The 17,691-nt window shown below is 46.9% G+C and carries 21 protein-coding genes; 7 read left to right on the top strand and 14 right to left on the bottom strand.

Features of this window, described 5'->3' with window-relative positions; all coding sequences use genetic code 11:
• Positions 1 to 8 precede the first annotated feature (8 nt).
• The 7 genes from B4C70_RS03375 to yneA all read right to left on the bottom strand — a co-directional run bounded on the left by B4C70_RS03375 (position 9) and on the right by yneA (position 7,580).
• Entirely contained in the window at positions 9 to 1,772 is a 1,764-nt protein-coding gene (locus B4C70_RS03375; protein WP_058705250.1) for an ABC transporter ATP-binding protein, read from the bottom strand.
• Complete coding sequence (locus tag B4C70_RS03370) at positions 1,769 to 3,520, bottom strand: ABC transporter transmembrane domain-containing protein (RefSeq protein ID WP_214728014.1); 1,752 nt, start codon at positions 3,518 to 3,520, stop codon at positions 1,769 to 1,771. Before B4C70_RS03370 ends, B4C70_RS03375 begins: the two co-directional genes overlap by 4 nt.
• 120 nt (positions 3,521 to 3,640) lie before the next feature.
• Positions 3,641 to 3,871 (bottom strand): YneF family protein, encoded by a 231-nt coding sequence (locus B4C70_RS03365; protein ID WP_012370001.1) that lies wholly within the window; start codon positions 3,869 to 3,871, stop codon positions 3,641 to 3,643.
• 124 nt (positions 3,872 to 3,995) lie between these two features.
• On the bottom strand, positions 3,996 to 5,984 hold the full coding sequence (gene tkt, locus B4C70_RS03360; protein WP_290776939.1) for a transketolase: 1,989 nt from the start codon (positions 5,982 to 5,984) through the stop codon (positions 3,996 to 3,998).
• A 256-nt stretch (positions 5,985 to 6,240) separates the two neighbouring features.
• Positions 6,241 to 6,477, bottom strand: coding sequence for a DUF896 domain-containing protein (locus tag B4C70_RS03355; protein ID WP_035398122.1), 237 nt, complete (start codon positions 6,475 to 6,477; stop codon positions 6,241 to 6,243).
• A 113-nt stretch (positions 6,478 to 6,590) separates the two neighbouring features.
• Entirely contained in the window at positions 6,591 to 7,244 is a 654-nt protein-coding gene (locus B4C70_RS03350) for a YneB family resolvase-like protein (RefSeq protein WP_290776938.1), read from the bottom strand.
• 45 nt (positions 7,245 to 7,289) lie between these two features.
• Entirely contained in the window at positions 7,290 to 7,580 is a 291-nt protein-coding gene (gene yneA / locus B4C70_RS03345; protein ID WP_231925710.1) for a cell division suppressor protein YneA, read from the bottom strand.
• A 208-nt stretch (positions 7,581 to 7,788) separates the two neighbouring features.
• On the opposite strand from yneA, the gene lexA reads away from it, so the two are divergent.
• The 5 genes from lexA (at position 7,789) to B4C70_RS03320 (ending at position 11,738) form a co-directional block, all read left to right on the top strand.
• Positions 7,789 to 8,403, top strand: coding sequence for a transcriptional repressor LexA (lexA, locus tag B4C70_RS03340; RefSeq protein ID WP_023467770.1), 615 nt, complete (start codon positions 7,789 to 7,791; stop codon positions 8,401 to 8,403).
• Between the two features lie 31 nt (positions 8,404 to 8,434).
• Positions 8,435 to 8,905 (top strand): metal-binding protein, encoded by a 471-nt coding sequence (locus B4C70_RS03335; protein ID WP_035408706.1) that lies wholly within the window; start codon positions 8,435 to 8,437, stop codon positions 8,903 to 8,905.
• A 186-nt stretch (positions 8,906 to 9,091) separates the two neighbouring features.
• Positions 9,092 to 9,793: an MIP/aquaporin family protein gene (locus B4C70_RS03330; protein WP_035408708.1), complete on the top strand. Its 702-nt coding sequence runs from the start codon at positions 9,092 to 9,094 to the stop codon at positions 9,791 to 9,793.
• A gap of 43 nt (positions 9,794 to 9,836) precedes the next feature.
• Positions 9,837 to 11,339, top strand: coding sequence for a glycerol kinase GlpK (gene glpK / locus B4C70_RS03325; protein ID WP_214855371.1), 1,503 nt, complete (start codon positions 9,837 to 9,839; stop codon positions 11,337 to 11,339).
• A 78-nt stretch (positions 11,340 to 11,417) separates the two neighbouring features.
• Positions 11,418 to 11,738, top strand: coding sequence for a hypothetical protein (locus B4C70_RS03320; RefSeq protein ID WP_290776937.1), 321 nt, complete (start codon positions 11,418 to 11,420; stop codon positions 11,736 to 11,738).
• A gap of 87 nt (positions 11,739 to 11,825) precedes the next feature.
• On the opposite strand, the gene dhaM is transcribed toward B4C70_RS03320, so the two are convergent.
• Genes dhaM through dhaK form a run of 3 tightly spaced genes read right to left on the bottom strand, consistent with a single transcriptional unit; the run spans position 11,826 to position 13,782 of the window.
• Entirely contained in the window at positions 11,826 to 12,194 is a 369-nt protein-coding gene (dhaM, locus tag B4C70_RS03315; protein WP_035408716.1) for a dihydroxyacetone kinase phosphoryl donor subunit DhaM, read from the bottom strand.
• Entirely contained in the window at positions 12,187 to 12,789 is a 603-nt protein-coding gene (gene dhaL, locus B4C70_RS03310; protein WP_214855366.1) for a dihydroxyacetone kinase subunit DhaL, read from the bottom strand. The genes dhaM and dhaL overlap by 8 nt, the downstream gene beginning before the upstream one ends.
• Before the next feature lie 24 nt (positions 12,790 to 12,813).
• Entirely contained in the window at positions 12,814 to 13,782 is a 969-nt protein-coding gene (gene dhaK, locus B4C70_RS03305) for a dihydroxyacetone kinase subunit DhaK (protein ID WP_035408722.1), read from the bottom strand.
• Between the two features lie 154 nt (positions 13,783 to 13,936).
• On the opposite strand from dhaK, the gene B4C70_RS03300 reads away from it, so the two are divergent.
• Together B4C70_RS03300 and B4C70_RS03295 are read left to right on the top strand one after the other, a co-directional pair.
• Complete coding sequence (locus B4C70_RS03300; protein ID WP_035408725.1) at positions 13,937 to 14,638, top strand: AzlC family ABC transporter permease; 702 nt, start codon at positions 13,937 to 13,939, stop codon at positions 14,636 to 14,638.
• On the top strand, positions 14,617 to 14,943 hold the full coding sequence (locus B4C70_RS03295; RefSeq protein WP_035408727.1) for an AzlD domain-containing protein: 327 nt from the start codon (positions 14,617 to 14,619) through the stop codon (positions 14,941 to 14,943). The genes B4C70_RS03300 and B4C70_RS03295 overlap by 22 nt, the downstream gene beginning before the upstream one ends.
• Positions 14,944 to 15,256: 313 nt before the next feature.
• On the opposite strand, the gene B4C70_RS03290 is transcribed toward B4C70_RS03295, so the two are convergent.
• The 4 genes from B4C70_RS03290 to B4C70_RS03275 form a co-directional block, all read right to left on the bottom strand.
• On the bottom strand, positions 15,257 to 15,532 hold the full coding sequence (locus B4C70_RS03290; RefSeq protein ID WP_035398130.1) for a GNAT family N-acetyltransferase: 276 nt from the start codon (positions 15,530 to 15,532) through the stop codon (positions 15,257 to 15,259).
• Entirely contained in the window at positions 15,507 to 15,743 is a 237-nt protein-coding gene (locus B4C70_RS03285) for a (4Fe-4S)-binding protein (RefSeq protein ID WP_290776936.1), read from the bottom strand. Before B4C70_RS03285 ends, B4C70_RS03290 begins: the two co-directional genes overlap by 26 nt.
• A 116-nt stretch (positions 15,744 to 15,859) precedes the next feature.
• A complete protein-coding gene (gene glnA, locus B4C70_RS03280; protein WP_290776935.1) occupies positions 15,860 to 17,206 on the bottom strand; it encodes a type I glutamate--ammonia ligase in 1,347 nt (448 codons plus the stop codon).
• Between the two features lie 45 nt (positions 17,207 to 17,251).
• Positions 17,252 to 17,650: a MerR family transcriptional regulator gene (locus B4C70_RS03275; protein WP_023467758.1), complete on the bottom strand. Its 399-nt coding sequence runs from the start codon at positions 17,648 to 17,650 to the stop codon at positions 17,252 to 17,254.
• Positions 17,651 to 17,691 lie beyond the last annotated feature (41 nt).

Here is a 17,691-nt window from a genome sequence, read left to right as displayed (position 1 = left end):
GTCTTTATTTAAGAGACCGTGACATGACCGGATTGCAGTTGATACATCTTCTTATACAGACCATCTTGTGCGATCAATTCTTGGTGATTTCCTTGCTCGATCACTTCCCCTTGATGCAATACAAGAATCAAATCTGCATCTTGAATCGTCGATAGACGATGGGCAATAGCAATCGTCGTCCGCCCTTGACGCATCCGTTCAAGTGCGACTTGTACTTTCTCCTCTGTCTCCGTATCAATCGAACTGGTTGCTTCATCAAGAATCAGGATTTTCGGATCCCGCGCCATCGTGCGTGCGAAGGAGATCAACTGACGTTCCCCAGCTGAGAACGTCGCCCCCCGTTCCGCAACGGGACTGTCATATTGCTGGTCGAGTTGATTGATGAATCCGTCCGCTTGTACAAATTTAGCAGCTGCTTCGACACGATCAAAGGAAATCGAACTATCGAATAATCGAATGTTATCCGCGACCGTTCCCGTGAACAAGAATGAATCCTGCAACACGAGTCCGACATGCTGTCGTAGTTCTTCTTCTGATAACTGCTCAAGCGGTTGACCATCGATCAAGATCCGACCCGATTGGTACGCGTAAAAACGCATCAAGATATTGATGATTGAACTTTTCCCGCTTCCCGTATGACCAACGAGCGCAATCGTCTGTCCTTTTTTCGCCTCGAACGAAATCCCTTTCAAGACATCCTTCTCTCCGTCATAACTAAAGCGCACGTCTTCAAAGACGATATGTCCTTCCGACACTCGTGCATCCCCTTCGAGTTGTTTCGTTGGTTCTGGCTCATCCGTATCGAGGACCTTGAATACACGGTCTGCTGAGACGACAGCTTGCTGGAACTCGGACAACCGTTGCATGATTTGCTGAACCGGTTGGAAGATCCGCTCCATGTAGCTGATGAAGGCATAGACGACACCGACTTGGACCGTTTGTGAGAACGATAGGACACCGAAATACGTTACGAGTGTCGCAATTGAAATGGCGAGTAACAGTTCAATGATTGGTCGCAGTAACCAACTATCGAGCTTCAAGTTCTTATAACGGCCATTCTGGTGGGCGACGTTCGTCTCCTCGAACTCTGCCATCAAGCGTTTTTCTTGGCGGAATTGTTGAATGATCGCCATACCGTTGATGGATTCGTTCAGTTGGGCATTGATTTTCGATAGTAAATCGCGGACTTCCGCGTAATACTTCGTCGAATACTTTCGGTAAATCCAAATGATGAAATAAAACAATGGTAACAACAGTAATGCAATCGTCGCGAGTCGCGGCTCTAGTAGATAGAGGAAGATATATGTTCCGATCAACTGGACACCACTTTGTACGAATGTCGACAAGACACCGATGTAGAGCTCCTTGATCGCTTCCGTATCGTTCGTGATCCGGGACACGAGCACTCCGGCAGGCGTCCGGTCAAAATAGGCAAGCCGTAGGTGCATGACATGACGGAACACATCAATGCGTAAGCGTTGAATGACTTGCAAGGCAATCTTTTGGAATTCGAACGCTTGCAAGTAATCGACGATGATCCCTGTCGTATGCAGTAACAAGTACGCTGTAAACAAAAGTGCGACTTCCTGTACTGGGTACGTACCCGGTGCGACGTATTCATCAATGAAAATCTTGACGAGATATGGTCCACCGAGTTTTGCCGCTGTCGTAATGAATAGCAGGATGAAGGCGATGCTGACTTGCTTTTTGAACGGTTTGACGAAATCAAGCAATCGCTTCAGGACGGCTTTTTCATTGATATCATGATTCATTCGGAACGCCCTCCTTGTTCGACAAGTGATTCTAGTTGCTGGCGATCGTACGTCTCTTTATACCAACCGTCATGGGCGAGTAACTGTTCATGCGTGCCCCGTTCGATGATCCGACCGTCTTCAAGGACGATGATTTCATCGGTATGCGACACAGCCGACAGGCGATGGGCAACGATGATTTGTGCCTGATCGTGATCCGCCGTGCGGAAGTGATGGATGATTGCTTCCTCGGTTTTGGCATCGACCGCAGACAAGGCATCATCGAGCACTAAAATCGGACAGTCTGCTAATAATGCCCGGGCAATCGAGATCCGTTGTTTTTGACCGCCGGATAACGTCACCCCACGCTCCCCGACCATCGTCGCGTACCCTTCCTTAAATCCAAGAATATCATCATGAACCGCTGCAATACGTGCCGCTTCCATGATGTCTTCCATTGATGCATCCGGTTTTGCAAAAGCAATATTGTCGGCAATCGACGCCGAGAATAAGAAATGATCCTGTGGAACGATCGCCACTTGACGACGGACGGTGTCACGTGTCAATTGTTTGATGTCTCGTCCACCAATCGTGATGGCGCCTTGTTTGACGTCGTATTCGCGAGACAATAAGCGAACGAACGTCGATTTCCCGGCACCCGTCTTCCCGACGATGCCAAGCGATTTACCGGGCTTCAACGTCACATCGATGTCTTGTAAGACCGGTTGCGTATCATAGATGAAACGCTCAATCCCAACATGGAGTTCTGGTGAGGAAACACTCGTTGCTGCTTCTTTTGCGTCTTTAATTTCCGGTTCAATCGCAAGCATCCGCTCGATCCGATCGTAAGAAGCACGACCACGTTCGACGATGTTGAACAACCAACCGAAGGCGAGCATCGGCCATGTCAATAAACCAAGATATGTAGTGAATGAGACGATGTCACCGATTCGGATTTCGCCTTGTTGTAACAGATACGCACCGTATCCGACAGCGATGATGTACGATAGACCGACTAATCCAAAAATCGTCGGGTCAAACAGCGCGTCGATTTTTGCGACACGACGGTTCTTTTGGACGACGTCATCCGATAGATCCGTAAACGTCTGTACATCAGACTCCACTTCTCCTGTTGCTTTTAAGACACGGACACCACTAATGCTTTCCGCGACCTTGTCATTCAAGTCGGAGAAGGCTTCCTGCGCGTCATGAAAACGCGAATGTAACATTTTCCCGTAGCGTGACGTTAAGTAAACCATCAGCGGCATCGGTAGAAGTGATACGAGCGTCAATTTCCAACTGATCGTCGTAACCATCGTGATGATGACGAAGCTCCCCATCGTCACCGAGTCGACGAGCGTTAGAATACCGGCACCCGCTGTCATCGATACCGCCTGTACGTCGTTCGTCGCATGCGCCATCAAATCTCCGCTCCGATATTTCTTATAGAACGATTGATCCAAATCTGAAAAATGACCATACAGTTGACTGCGTAACAATCGACCGAGACGAATCGATGCCCCAAAGATATGAAAACGCCAAAAATAACGAATGAAATACGTCGCGACCCCGATGAGCAACAATGTACCTGCTAGACGAATCAAATCATTCTTCGTCAAGCTCCCCTCGCTTAGACCATTGACTGTCGTCCCGATGATCTTCGGTGGAATGAGTTCTAACGCTGCTACAAAAATCAAGCAGACGACCCCAAGACTATACGCTTTCCATTCTCGTCGGAAAAACCAACCGAGTTTCCTGAAGACTCCCATTCAAGTCTCCCCCCTTTTTTAAATCCTATGATTATTTTAAATAGTCTCACATTTTAGATTAGTTCTCTTTCTAAAAAATAGCAAATAAAAAGGAGACCATTTGGTCCCCTTTCGTACAGCTTATTTTTTAGGTGATTTCATTGAACCACTCATTGAACGCATCACTTGGTTGACTTTCTTTTGTGATGGCTTTTGACCCATTTGCATCATCAATGTCTTAATCATATCTTCGTTGATTGGTGGGTTTTGCTCCAAGTAGTTCATCATGTATCGACGAGCGATATAGAAACCAAGGGCGACACCTGCTACCAAGCAAAGAAGGGCAATTAAAATCCAAATCCATGTAGCCAAGTTGCTTCCTCCTCTAACTTAAAACGTCGCTTTTTACTATACTATAATTCCAATTGTTTGCATAGATGATAATAGATGAAAAACGAGCCCGACGTAAGATCGGACCCGTTTTTTCCGGAAGTGATTATCCGAGTTGCTTGACTGTCGCTAATACGTTCTCAACAGACATGCCGTATTCTTTCAAGAGGAAGTCTCCAGGAGCAGATGCGCCGAAACGATCGATTCCGATGACTCGTCCTTCTGTTCCTACATATTTGTACCAACCGAGTGAAGCCCCTGCTTCGATCGCTACACGTTTCGTGATGTGTTTCGGAAGAACTGATTCTTTGTACTCTGCTGACTGTGCTTCGAATACTTCCCATGATGGAAGCGAAACGACAGCTGCTGATTCACCAAGTTCTTTTTGTGCTTCGACAAGAAGGTGAACTTCTGAACCCGTACCAATTAAGAGCGTATCAGCTTTCGTGACGTCACCAGCGATGACATAACCACCTTTTTCAGCGCCCTCTGTCGTCGTACCTTCCAGTTCAGGAAGAGCTTGACGTGTCAAGACGAGAAGTGTCGGTTTGTCTTTTGCTTGAACCGCTGTTTTCCATGCTGCGATCGTCTCTTTTCCGTCTGCTGGGCGGTAGATCGTGACGTTCGGCATTGCACGGAAGCTCATCAAGTGCTCGACTGGCTCGTGTGTTGGACCATCTTCCCCAACAGCGATCGAGTCGTGTGTCAAGACGAAGATTGATGGAAGTCCCATTAATGCTGCTAAACGAACAGCTGGACGGAGGTAATCCGAGAAGACGAAGAATGTCGCGCCGTAAGGAATGACGCCACCGTGAAGGGCCATACCGTTGACAGCCGCAGCCATTGCGAATTCACGTACACCGAACCAGATGTTACGACCGCTTGGGTCGATATCGAAGTCTGCTTCGCCTTTGAGCATCGTGTTGTTCGATCCTGCAAGGTCAGCTGAACCACCGAATAATGTCGGAACGTTCTTCGCAAGACCGTTCAAGACTTCACCACTCGTTTGACGTGTCGCTTTTTTCGATGACAAGTCGTACGTCGGAAGATCTGCTTCCCAGTTGCTTGGCAATTCGTTTGCGATTGCGCGAACGAGTTCCGCATGCAATTCTGGATGCGCTGCTTCGTATTGTTTCATCGTTTCGTTCCATGCGTCTTCCGCAGAAGCACCACGTTGGACGATTCGCTCGTCGAACAATGATTTGACTTCTTCAGGGACGTAGAACTCTTCGTGATCCCAAATGTAGCTAGCTTTCGTCAATTTGATTTCCGCTTCACCGAGTGGTGCACCGTGAGAAGCCGATTTCCCTGACTTGTTCGGTGAACCGAAGCCGATGACTGTCTTGACTTCGATCAACGTTGGTTTTGTCGTCTCTGCTTTTGCCGCCGCGATTGCTTTCGAAATCGAATCGATATCCGTTCCGTCTTCTACGCGAATGACTTGCCAGTTGTACGCTTCGAAGCGCTTCTGGACGTTTTCAGAGAATGATTTATCGAGATCGCCGTCAAGTGAGATATCGTTTGAATCGTACAATACGACCAATTTACCAAGACCAAGGTGACCTGCGAGTGAAGCCGCCTCAGCTGAGACACCTTCCATTAAGTCTCCATCTCCACAAATTCCATATGTGAAGTGATCGACGACATTGAGATCGTCACGGTTGTATTTTGCTTCAAGATGACGTTCTGCCATCGCCATACCAACTGCCATTGCAATCCCTTGACCAAGTGGACCTGTCGTCGCATCTACACCAGCCGTGTGACGATATTCCGGGTGACCTGGTGTTTTTGATCCCCATTGACGGAATGATTTAAGATCATCCATTGATAGATCATATCCCGATAGGTGGAGGAGTGAGTAGAGAAGCATCGAACCGTGTCCGGCTGAAAGTACAAAACGGTCGCGGTTGAACCATTCTGGATTTTTAGGGTTGTGGTTCATATGATCCGCCCAAAGCGAGAATGCCATCGGCGCTGCTCCCATTGGCATACCTGGGTGACCCGAATTCGCCTTTTGTACGGCATCAATCGATAAGGTACGAATCGTATTAATTGCTAATTGTTCTACTGTCGTCATGTTCGTCAAAACAATCATCCTCTCTCTTTTTCACAAATTCCTACTCATTTTAGCACACTCTTAAATGTGATACAACTTTTCTAAATAGTATGTCACATTCAAATGAATGCGCTATCTATAGCCGTTCTATCGACTCATACAGGATGCATGAATTGATGAAAGATCGTTATTAAGATGTATTGCTATCGTGCAATGTTTCCTCATCTAACAGCGCTAAACAAAAAAGAGGTCCGCTTAACGCGAAACCTCTTTCTTCTATAGAAGGAACAAACGATTATTGTTTATTCCGTTCTTCTTCTTGTGCTTGTTTCAATTTCTCTGGTGTTACGTCCGTTCCTTCTTCATCGACGATTTTCATGCCCATGAGTTGGTTTTTGAACGATCCACGGAATGCTGCGAGATACGCTGCACGTAATTCTTTTTGCTCTGCCGTTTCCGCTTCTGATAACGGCTCGACTTTTGATTTATTCGCTAATGCATTGATTCGATCTAATTGTTCTTGTGATAACATGGAATCCCTCTTTCTTTATGACTCAAACTTGAGTTGTTCAATTGTATTCTTACTGTAAAAGAGCTTATAAAAAAAAGCAAGTTAACCGCGTCAGTCGACGGGTTACTTGCTTCTCATTCCGGGCTAGGTGTCAGTTCGCGGTATTCAAGATATCGACGATTGACCGTTGCTTTTGAAATATCATGCCCCATCCCCCGCAAGGTGATGGCGATATCAGAAAACGTCAATCCGAGTTCTCGAAGACGTACAATTTCTTCGATCGGTACGTCTTTTCGACTACGTCCTGCGTTCTCTCCTTGACGATTGAGATTTCGTTCCGGGCGAAAACCTTGTTCGACTGCTCGCCGCATGCCACGGGCGATTTTTGCATTATGCAGTTTCCGTTGGTATTCTTCCACGAGTGAGACGATCTCAAGGACCATCGCTTCTGCATCCGCAAGTTGATATTCTCCATCTGAATCAAGCGTCATCAAGCGGACCCCATGTTTTTTGAATGTATGCAAAATAGCGATTTTTGCATTCCCACGACCAATCCGTGTATCATCCGTCACGAGGACCGCATCTACCGCGTCACGTGTCACATGATCAAGAACCGTCAGCATCCCTTCCCGATCGACATCATATCCACTCTCTTTTTCAGAGACGATGTCCACGACATCAAATCCCTTTTGAGAAGCAACCTTCGAAAGCTCCATCCGTTGGCGTTCAATCGAACTATCTTGTGCTTCTTTTTCGGTCGATACTCGACAATAAATCACGACCTTCATCGTACCTCACATCCCTGTTCGTTCTTTCACAACTTTTCCATTTTGTCATTGTTGTGCGATTGGTACAACGATTTTGCTTTTTGAGATGACATGTTTTGTCTCGACATCATTATTTTTAATCAACCAGTTGACGTATTCCTCATCTGACATCGAACCGTCATTGTAGACTTCAGCAATTTGTTCGACTGTAGCGTTCTCATCGACCGTAACGGAAGCTGTCATTAGTTGAGCCACTTTTTCATCCGGGCGTGGTGTGAGTAAAAAGATCACGAAGGCAATACTTAATGCATAGAAGAGAATAGAAAAAGCATGAGTACGAATCGTATGAATCATCATGAATCCCTCCAAATATGAAATGAATGAGTTAGAATAAACGTTCGCGGAACAATTGTTCGCATAACTCATAATAAACACAGAACCCGTGTTCGGTCAACACAAAATGTCGAACAATTGTTTGTACGCTCATTTGTTCTATGTTATAGTGAATTTAGAAACATATATTCTTACATTTCAAAATTCAATCCAGAAAGAGGTGGCAATTCGTATGCGGAAAATGTCTAAGCGCCAACAAGAGATTCTCGACTACATCGTCTCTGAAGTGAAACTGAAGGGGTATCCACCATCAGTTCGTGAAATCGGAGAAGCAGTCGGACTCGCGTCTAGCTCGACGGTACACGGTCATTTGGATCGACTCGAGAAACGGGGAATGATTCGCCGTGACCCGACGAAACCACGTGCGATTGAGATATTGCTGGATAAGCCTGAAGAAATCACGGAAGCCATCGTTCATGTTCCCGTCATCGGGAAAGTCACAGCTGGTCTTCCGATTACAGCGATTGAAAACATCGAAGAACAATTCCCGCTTCCTGCACATTATGTAGGAAACGAAACGGTCTTCATGTTGACGATCGATGGTGAATCGATGATTAACGCAGGTATTCTTGACGGCGATCGTGTCATCGTACGCCAACAAAACACAGCAGAAAACGGAGAAATCGTCGTAGCTATGACCGAAGATAGCGAAGCGACGGTGAAACGGTTCTTCTTAGAAGATCAACAGGTACGTCTACAACCAGAAAATGACTCGATGGATCCGATGTATTTCGATAATGTCTCCATTCTTGGTAAGGTAATCGGCGTGTATCGGACGATTCATTGACGGAGGGACCAGTTACGACTGGTCTTTTTTCATGCCTTCAGGAAATGTACATGATACCGTCAATACCGTCGCACTGACGGGTTACGTTGCGTATTCGGTCGCAACGCAACAAACCGATTGGTTACCGACTGCCATCGGTATCGCTGTCGGTACGCTTTGGTTGTCACCTGACCTCGATTTAAAGTCAGAACCGTATTATCGCTTTGGACCATTTCGAGTCCTGTGGATGCCTTATGTGAAGATCATGCCCCACCGCTCGATCTGGTCACACGGATTGATCATTGGGGATGTCATTCGACTCCTTTATAGTGCTGCACTTGTGATTCCCTTATTATTTCTCAGCTTGTATTTTCAAGTCATCGCGTCAGAGACCATCGATTCCTGGTTCGCTTCCCTACCCGCTTTTGTCATTGGTATCATGGTGGCGAGTACAATTCATATCCTACTAGATTATTCCAGTAGTTGGTTTCGACCTAAAAAAAGAAAAAAGCGTCGTCGTTAACACCTCTTTTGCTTGCTTGCAGGCAAGACGAGGTGTTTTCCTATCCAATTTTTCGTATCTTTAAACATTAAAATAAAAAATTTCCATTCCTATATTTCAATTATATGTATTGAAAACGTTATCAAATCGGAGTAATTTAAAGTAGAAAGACCATTATTTGCTTTAATCCAAAGGGAGGGGTTTTGCATGAATAACTTTGTACTAGAAATGATCGGTACGATGATCCTCATTCTGCTCGGGGATGGTGTCGTCGCCGGTGTCGTCTTGAGAAAGACGAAGTCCGAAAACAGCGGATGGATTGTCATCACGTTCGCTTGGGGTCTTGCCGTCATGACAGGAGCATTCGTCGCTGCTGAGAGTGGAGCGCACTTGAACCCTGCTTTAACAATTGCACTTGCTTTAAACTCTGATTTACCGTGGGCAGACGTTCCTGTCTATATTGCCGGACAACTTGTCGGAGCTTTCATCGGCGCCATTCTCGTTTGGCTTCATTACATGAAACATTTTGAAGCGACTGATGATCAAGCTGCAAAACTCGGTGTGTTCGCAACAGGTCCAGCGATTCGCCATACGCCGTCGAACTTGATTTCTGAAATCATCGGGACATTCGTTCTCGTCTTCGGTATCTTGGCGCTCGGTTTAACGACATTCGGTGACGGCTTAAAACCACTTATCGTCGGTTTACTCGTCGTCGTCATCGGTCTATCACTTGGTGGTACAACAGGATATGCCATCAACCCGGCCCGTGACCTTGGACCGCGTATCGCACACGCTATCTTACCGATTCCGAATAAAGGTTCATCTGACTGGGGCTACTCATGGATTCCAGTCGTCGGTCCAATCATCGGTGGAGCGCTTGCCGTGTTCATCTATCAATTGATCTACTAAGATCACGTCTCACTAACACATACCGCTCAAGGGGGATTTCGAAATGGAAAACAAGTATATCCTAGCACTCGACCAAGGTACGACAAGCTCACGTGCGATCATCTTCGATCACGACGGGAAAATCGTCAACTCGGCACAACGGGAATTCAAGCAATACTTCCCACAACCAGGCTGGGTCGAGCATGATGCAAACGAAATCTGGGGTTCAATTCTTGCTGTCATGGCAGAAGCACTCGGAACTGCAGATATCAAACCTGAGCAAATCGCCGGAATCGGAATCACGAACCAACGTGAAACGACAGTCGTCTGGAACAAAGAAACAGGTAAACCGGTTTATCACGCACTCGTTTGGCAATCGCGTCAAACGTCTGGTATCTGTGACGACTTAAAAGAACAAGGCTTGAACCAGAAGTTCCGTGATAAAACAGGACTTCTGATTGATGCCTACTTCTCTGGTACGAAAGTCAAATGGATCCTTGATAATGTCGAAGGTGCGCGTGAGCAAGCAGAGAACGGTGAATTACTCTTCGGTACGATCGATACGTGGCTCGTTTGGAAACTGTCTGGTGGAAAAACGCATATCACGGATTACACGAACGCTTCACGAACATTGATGTATAACATCTACGAACAAAAATGGGATGAAGAGTTACTCGATATCCTCGGTGTTCCTGCTTCGATGTTGCCAGAAGTTCGTCAGTCGAGTGAAGTCTACGACAAAACGGTACCGTATCACTTCTTCGGTTACGAAGTGCCAATCGCCGGGATCGCTGGTGACCAACAAGCCGCACTCTTCGGTCAAACATGCTTTGAAGCGGGTGAAGGGAAAAACACATACGGTACTGGTTGTTTCATGCTCATGAACACGGGTGAGAAAGCCGTTTCTTCTGACCATGGACTCCTGACGACGATTGCTTGGGGCGTTGATGGAAAAGTCGAATATGCGCTTGAGGGTTCTATCTTCGTCGCTGGTTCTGCGATCCAGTGGCTCCGTGATGGACTCCGTATGTTGAAACACGCGAAAGATTCAGAAGGTTACGCAACGAAAGTCGACTCAACAGACGGCGTCTACGTCGTTCCTGCCTTCGTTGGTCTCGGCGCGCCGTACTGGGATTCAGATGTTCGTGGGGCGATCTTCGGATTAACACGCGGAACTGATAAGGAGCACTTCGTTCGGGCAACGCTTGAATCACTTGCTTACCAAACACGCGACGTATTGACAGCAATGGAACAAGATTCTGGAATCGAACTGAAAACACTTCGTGTCGACGGTGGTGCTGTAGCCAATAACTTCTTGATGCAGTTCCAATCGGACATCCTCGGCGTTCCTGTCGATCGTCCAGAAATCAACGAAACGACAGCACTCGGTGCAGCCTACCTTGCTGGATTAGCCGTCGGTTACTGGAAAGATAAAGCGGAAATCAAACAACAATGGAAGCTCGATCATCAGTTTAAACCAGAGATGAAAGAAGACGATCGTGAACAACGCTATGCTGGATGGCAAAAAGCAGTGGAAGCGACAATGGTCTTTAAACCATCGAAATAAGTTAATTAATAACCCGATCCCTTTTACAGAGGGACCGGGTTTTTGATATCTTATAGAAAATATAGCGTGAGGTGCCTCATGAATACCATTTATTCTGATCAACAGCTAAAAGAGCACATTTTGGCCGCACTAAATGGCAACATCACACATGAAGAATTGGCAGATTGGTGTTACCGGTATATGATTGACGTCTACCATAATGATTACTATCATCTTGCAACTGACGGACGTGGAACTTATCCATTAAGTGAACAAGCGACTGAAGTAGCAAACGATATCGATGCACAATGGGATATGTATCTTGCTAACAGTTATACTCTAAATGAATTACAGACCATTGATTTAGCTACAATTCATTTGCCTAGAGAGTGGTTAGAAAAATGGCTCCAGTCGTTTTGATTCATGAGACTCTCTACCAAGTTTTAATATGAATAGAAGTAATTGAAATAAATCCCCCTCGCCTATTCGCGATGGGGGATTTATTACTTATTTGCCAAACTCATTTTTTAATCCGTCTTCAATCTCATCGACGGATTTCGACTGTCCACTTAAAACAGCTGCTAGAAAAGCACCTTCGACGAGTGGTGCGTCGATAAAACGTACCGTCCGTTCGCCACTGTATAATTCAAGTGCTAATTCCGTGTTCATCGTCGCAGAACCGATATCCGTTAAGACGACTCCATCGTCGTCTAGTGTATTCAGTGTTTCTTCGATTCGTGTCGCGTCTGTTCCAATGCTACCATCTTCAAGACCGGCTGCTACTAAGACTGGCGTATCCGGTGCCATCTCTGCCAACAGTTCTTTCAGCCCAGCCGCGAGTTTTTCACTATGAGAAACGAGTACAAGATTAACCATGAAGCACCTCCGCGATTTCGCCGAGTAGCAAAGCACTCGATAAACTACCTGGGTCCTGGACGCCTTCCGTCGCTTCACCGAAGTAGGACGCGCGCCCTTTCGTTGCGATACGCGCTTTTGTATCAGCAAGTGCTTGATCGATTGCCGCTTTCAAGTCCCCTTCTTGCGAGAGCGCTTCTTGGAACGGTGTCCAGATATCGACCATCGTCTTTTGACCGAATTCTGACTTTCCGCGCGACTTGATCCCTTCCGTCGCTTCGCGGAAAGCGTCTGCAAGCTCTGCACCTTCGACTTCTGTTTTCCCTTTGAATGCACCGGCGAACTTAACGAATGCTGTCCCGTATAAAGGACCGGATGCCCCACCAATCGTTTTGATCAGCGTCATCCCGACTTCTTTGGATAAAGCTCCTAAATCCTCATATTCGCCGTGTTCTTCTAGCGTCTTCTGGACTGCTTGGAAGCCACGCGACATGTTAATTCCATGATCTCCATCACCAATTTCCCGGTCAAGGTCCGTCAATTCATCCTTATGCTGTTCGATCTGTTCCGCTGCTTTGAGGAGCGCGCTTTGCAACTGTTCCGTCGTCAACTTCATGTTTTTACACCCCGTTTATTTGAATTAGAATCCAATCGCTTTCGTTTCTGCATCGAGATATCCGAGCAGTTCATCATCCACTGGTAAGAGCGTGATTGAGAACCCGTGCATCTCAAGCGATGTCATATAGTTTCCAACGAATGAGCGGGCAATCTCGTAACCATGCGCCTCAAGTTCTTCCGCGACATATTTATACGTGATGTACAGTTCGGATTCTGGTGTTCCGCCCATCCCATTCACCATGACGGCGACTTTTTTGTCTGGTACTTCTTTCGTCAAACGATCGAGCAACTCTTTGACGATCGCATCAACGGAAGCGACTGCTTTTCGTTCAAGTCCTTTTTCACCGTGGATCCCGATTCCGATCTCCATCTCGTCATCATGCAACTCAAAGCCTGGCTTTCCGCTCTCCGGCATGTAACATGGTGAGAGTGCCATTCCGATCGAACGAACGCCCTTGATGACTTTTTCCGCAACTGCTTTGACTTCACTTAGTGATTTTCCTTCTGCCGCTGCAGCACCGGCAATCTTATGGACGAAGACAGTTCCCGCGACCCCACGACGATCCTCTTCCTTTTTGATCGCGATGTCATCATTGACGACGACCGTATCGACTTCGATATCCTCGAGTTCAGCAAGTTCCTTCGCCATATCGAAGTTCATGACGTCACCTGAATAGTTCTTGACGACGAGTAGGACACCTTTTCCCCCATGAGCTGCCTTGATACCTTCAAGCACCATGTCGGGTGTCGGTGAAGTGAACACTTCCCCACAAACAGCCGCAGCAAGCATACCGTCCCCGACGAATCCAGCGTGTGCCGGTTCGTGACCGCTTCCCCCACCAGAAACAAGACCGACTTTTCCGTCCAGTGGTACTTTCCGTGCAACGACGTTAACACCTTCGACTTTTTTATACAAATCAGGGTGAGCAAGTACGAGTCCGTCGACCATGTCTGAAACGAACCGGTTCGAATCTTTCATTAATTTGTGCATGAAAAACGCTCCTTTACCTAACTGATTTTGCCGTACCACTTACTCTTTACCACCAAATCAAGTCGAGTATGTCGAAAAAAACGATGAAAATATTGACCAGTTAGTGACGATATTCCACATGAATGCTATGCTCTTAAAAAAGAGGAGGAATCGAATGTCATCAGCCTTTCAAGCAGGTGTCCGCGCCTGTCTACCCACCGTCCTTGGCTATATCGGCATCGGCTTTTCCGCAGGGATCGTCGGTCGTGCCTCCGGCTTATCCCCTCTTGAAGTCGGATTCATGTCCGTCTTCATCTATGCCGGCGCCGCTCAATTCATCATCACGAGTCTCTTGCTGTTGAATAGTCCCGCCTCTGCCATCATTCTGACGACATTCATCGTCAATCTCAGGCACTTGTTAATGAGTCTGACGCTCGCTCCGCACGTCGAGACACGCCACCTTCGTGATCGACTCGGTACTGGGACGTTACTGACGGATGAATCGTTCGCTGTCGCAATGAATACTGCGCAAAAAGGGAAGATCTCACCGTCCTTCATGCATGGCTTAAATCTGACCGCGTATCTTAGCTGGATTATCGCAACCGTTCTCGGTGCACTTGTCGGTAGCTGGTTTCCTGATCCCGAGCGCTTCGGTCTCGACTTTGCTCTGACGGCGATGTTCATCGGTTTATTGTACTTACAATTTGAAGGAGAACGTACCCGCATTGCCGTGAATAGTTGCCTCTTATTGATCGTCTTACTTTTGCTTTACATCACCATGCGCTACTTTTCTGCGGAAGTCGCCGTTCTTTGCGCGACACTCGGTGGCGCTAGTATAGGAGTCGTGATCACACGATGGAAATCCGCCCAGAATTAATCGGTCTCTTTTTAGCTTGTGGACTCGTCACTTGGATTCCACGTATCTTACCGTTTCTCGTCCTTCATGGACTGACGTTACCGCGCCTTGTAACGGAATGGCTCTCGTTCATTCCCGTCTGCCTGCTTGGCGCCCTCTTCTTTCAAAATTTACTTATCGCGCAAGACAACGCGTTCCCGACGATTTCGACGCTTCATGTCTTCGCCGCCCTACCGACGATGGCAGTCGCGATTTTCAGTAAAAGTCTTTCTTGGACGGTCATCACCGGTGTCGTCACGATGGCGTTTCTACGGATTTATCTGTAAGCAAGTTATTCATCTTTAACATATTTCGGTAAATATTTTATGTTATCCTTAAAATGGAAATACATAGATAGTGAAGGAGGTGCTGATGTGCCGAACAAGTGGCTAATACCCTTTTTAATTTTATCGTGCGCTAGTTTTCTACTTGTGAATCAAATGGATCTACCTTATATGCTAAAACAAGGACTGGTCGTGTTGTACATCATCGCCTATTTCGGTGCGATGGTTGTTTCTCGCAAAATGAAAGTCAGAGATCACAAACAATGACTCGAAAAAATCTCCTCTAGTCTTGAGAGACCGGAGGAGATTTTTATGATCACGTATTTGCTTGTACGTCCTGATAATCCGATTGATGTTCGAACTCTTTTTTCGCAAACGGACATAACGGCAGTAGCTTGACGTTTGCTTCCCGTGCCCAGTTGACGATCTCGGCAACAAGTTGTTCCCCAATCTGTTGGTTCCGGTGCGCGGGATCAACATACGTGTGATCGATGATCCACATGCCGTTGTTCGTATCGCTGTAAGTGATTTCTCCAATCACTTCACCTTCCTGATGGGCTTCGATTTTACGTTCCGCTCGTTTCAGCTCCATTTGCTTCCCTCCGTTCGTAAGATAAGGCGCCGCTTGGACAACCATCGACGACGTGCATGACGTCTTCCACCGGCGCCCCGTCCGCTTCAATCCAAGGACGCCGTTTGACATCAAAGACGGTCGGTAGACTTCGTACACAATGACCGGAATGAATGCAGACTTCCGAATCAAAATAGACCGTGATCTCTTTGCCTTCATATCCTTTTTTCATGATATATCGTCTCCCTTTCTTTGTACTCTTGTATCTTTCCATATCCTTGACTCAATCCCTGTCGACGACATGAAAAAAGCACTTCCAGACAAAAGTCCAGAAGTGCTTGAGTTGGATTAGAACAAGACCATGTACTGATCGCGTTCCCATTCCGTGACTTGCGTCCGGAACATATCCCATTCGATTTCTTTCAATTCAACGAAGTGCTCTGCGATGTGATCGCCGAGAGCGTGCATGACGACGTCATCCGCTTTCAAGACTTCGAGTGCGTGGCTGAGTGTTGATGGAAGATCATCGATTCCGTTCGCAACGCGTTCCGGTTTGTCCATGACGTAGATGTTACGGTCGATTGGAGCCGGTGCTTTCAAGTTGTTCTTGATTCCATCAAGACCTGAAGCGAGCAATGTCGCAAGCGCAAGGTACGGGTTCGCTGCTGGATCGACTGAACGAACTTCGATACGAGTCGAGAGTCCACGTGCTGCAGGAACACGGACGAGTGGTGAACGGTTACGGGCTGACCATGCGACGTAGCAAGGCGCTTCGTAGCCAGGAACAAGACGTTTGTATGAGTTGACTGTCGGGTTACAAACCGCTGTGAACGCACGAGCGTGTTTGAGGATACCTGCTGTGAAGGCACGTGCATCATCCGACAATTGCATATCTTCGTTGCTTTCATCGAAGAAGACGTTCTCGTTGCCTTTGAAGAGCGACATGTTCGCGTGCATTCCTGATCCGTTGACACCGAAGAGTGGTTTTGGCATGAATGTCGCGTGCAAGTTGTGCTTCGCCGCAATCGTCTTGACAACAAGTTTGAACGTTTGGATGTTATCCGCCGTCGTGATCGCATCCGCATATTTGAAGTCGATTTCGTGCTGACCTGGAGCGACTTCGTGGTGTGATGCTTCGATTTCAAAGCCCATGTTCTCGAGCTCGATGACGATTTCTTTACGGCAATTTTCACCAAGATCGACTGGTGCGAGGTCGAAGTATCCACCTTGGTCGTTCAATTCAAGTGTCGGGCGACCTTTTTCATCTTTCTTGAAGAGGAAGAATTCTGGCTCTGGTCCAACGTTGAATGATGTGAAACCGAGTTCTTCCATCTCTTTAAGTACCCGTTTGAGCTGACCACGTGGGTCTCCTGCGAACGGCGAGCCATCCGGATTATGGATGTCACAGATTAAACGTGCAACTTTCCCTGTTCCATCTTCTGTCCATGGGAAGACGACCCATGTGTTTAAGTCTGGGAAGAGATACATATCTGATTCTTCGATCCGGACGAATCCTTCGATCGATGAACCATCGAACATCATTTTGTTATCAAGTGCTTTTTCCAATTGGCTTACTGGAATTTCAACGTTCTTGATCGTTCCGAGGATATCTGTGAACTGTAAGCGAATGAAGCGTACATCCTCAGCTTTAGCGATTTTCAAAATGTCTTCTCGTGTAATGTTGCGACGTGTCATGTGACAAATCCCCTCTCCGATTCGTTTTTATATGGTTACAGGTCCTTACTTGAAGAAACGCCCGAGCTCACCTTGGATGAGCGACGTCTTTCCATGTCGTCCTGCTTCCTTCAATTCATTTTTCAGGAGTTTATACAATTCGCCGTCAGATAGTTCCGGACGCGTCTCGACGACGCTCTCCGCAACGCGTTCGCGTTTGACGAGATCGTTTTCAAAAATCAATTTGATCCCTGCGATATTCAGTCCCTGATCCAGGTATTCCTTAATCGACAACAGGCGATCGACATCGTTGAACGAATAGAGGCGACGCTTCGTCTCTGTCCGCTCCGGCTTAATCAGTCCCTGTTCTTCGTAATATCGGATCTGGCGGGCAGATAACGCGGTCAACTCTTGAACGACTCCGATGGGAAATAGTGGCTTGGACTGGCGTGATGAGTCTGCCATGTGGTTCCTCCTTTTTCCTTACTCCATGAGAATAAACCTCT

The sequence above is a fragment of the Exiguobacterium sp. UBA5002 genome (assembly GCF_002396765.1).
Lineage (GTDB): Bacteria > Bacillota > Bacilli > Exiguobacteriales > Exiguobacteriaceae > Exiguobacterium_A.
The sequence above is the reverse complement of the archived record's forward strand: the minus strand, read 5'-3'. Positions and strand labels throughout refer to the sequence as shown.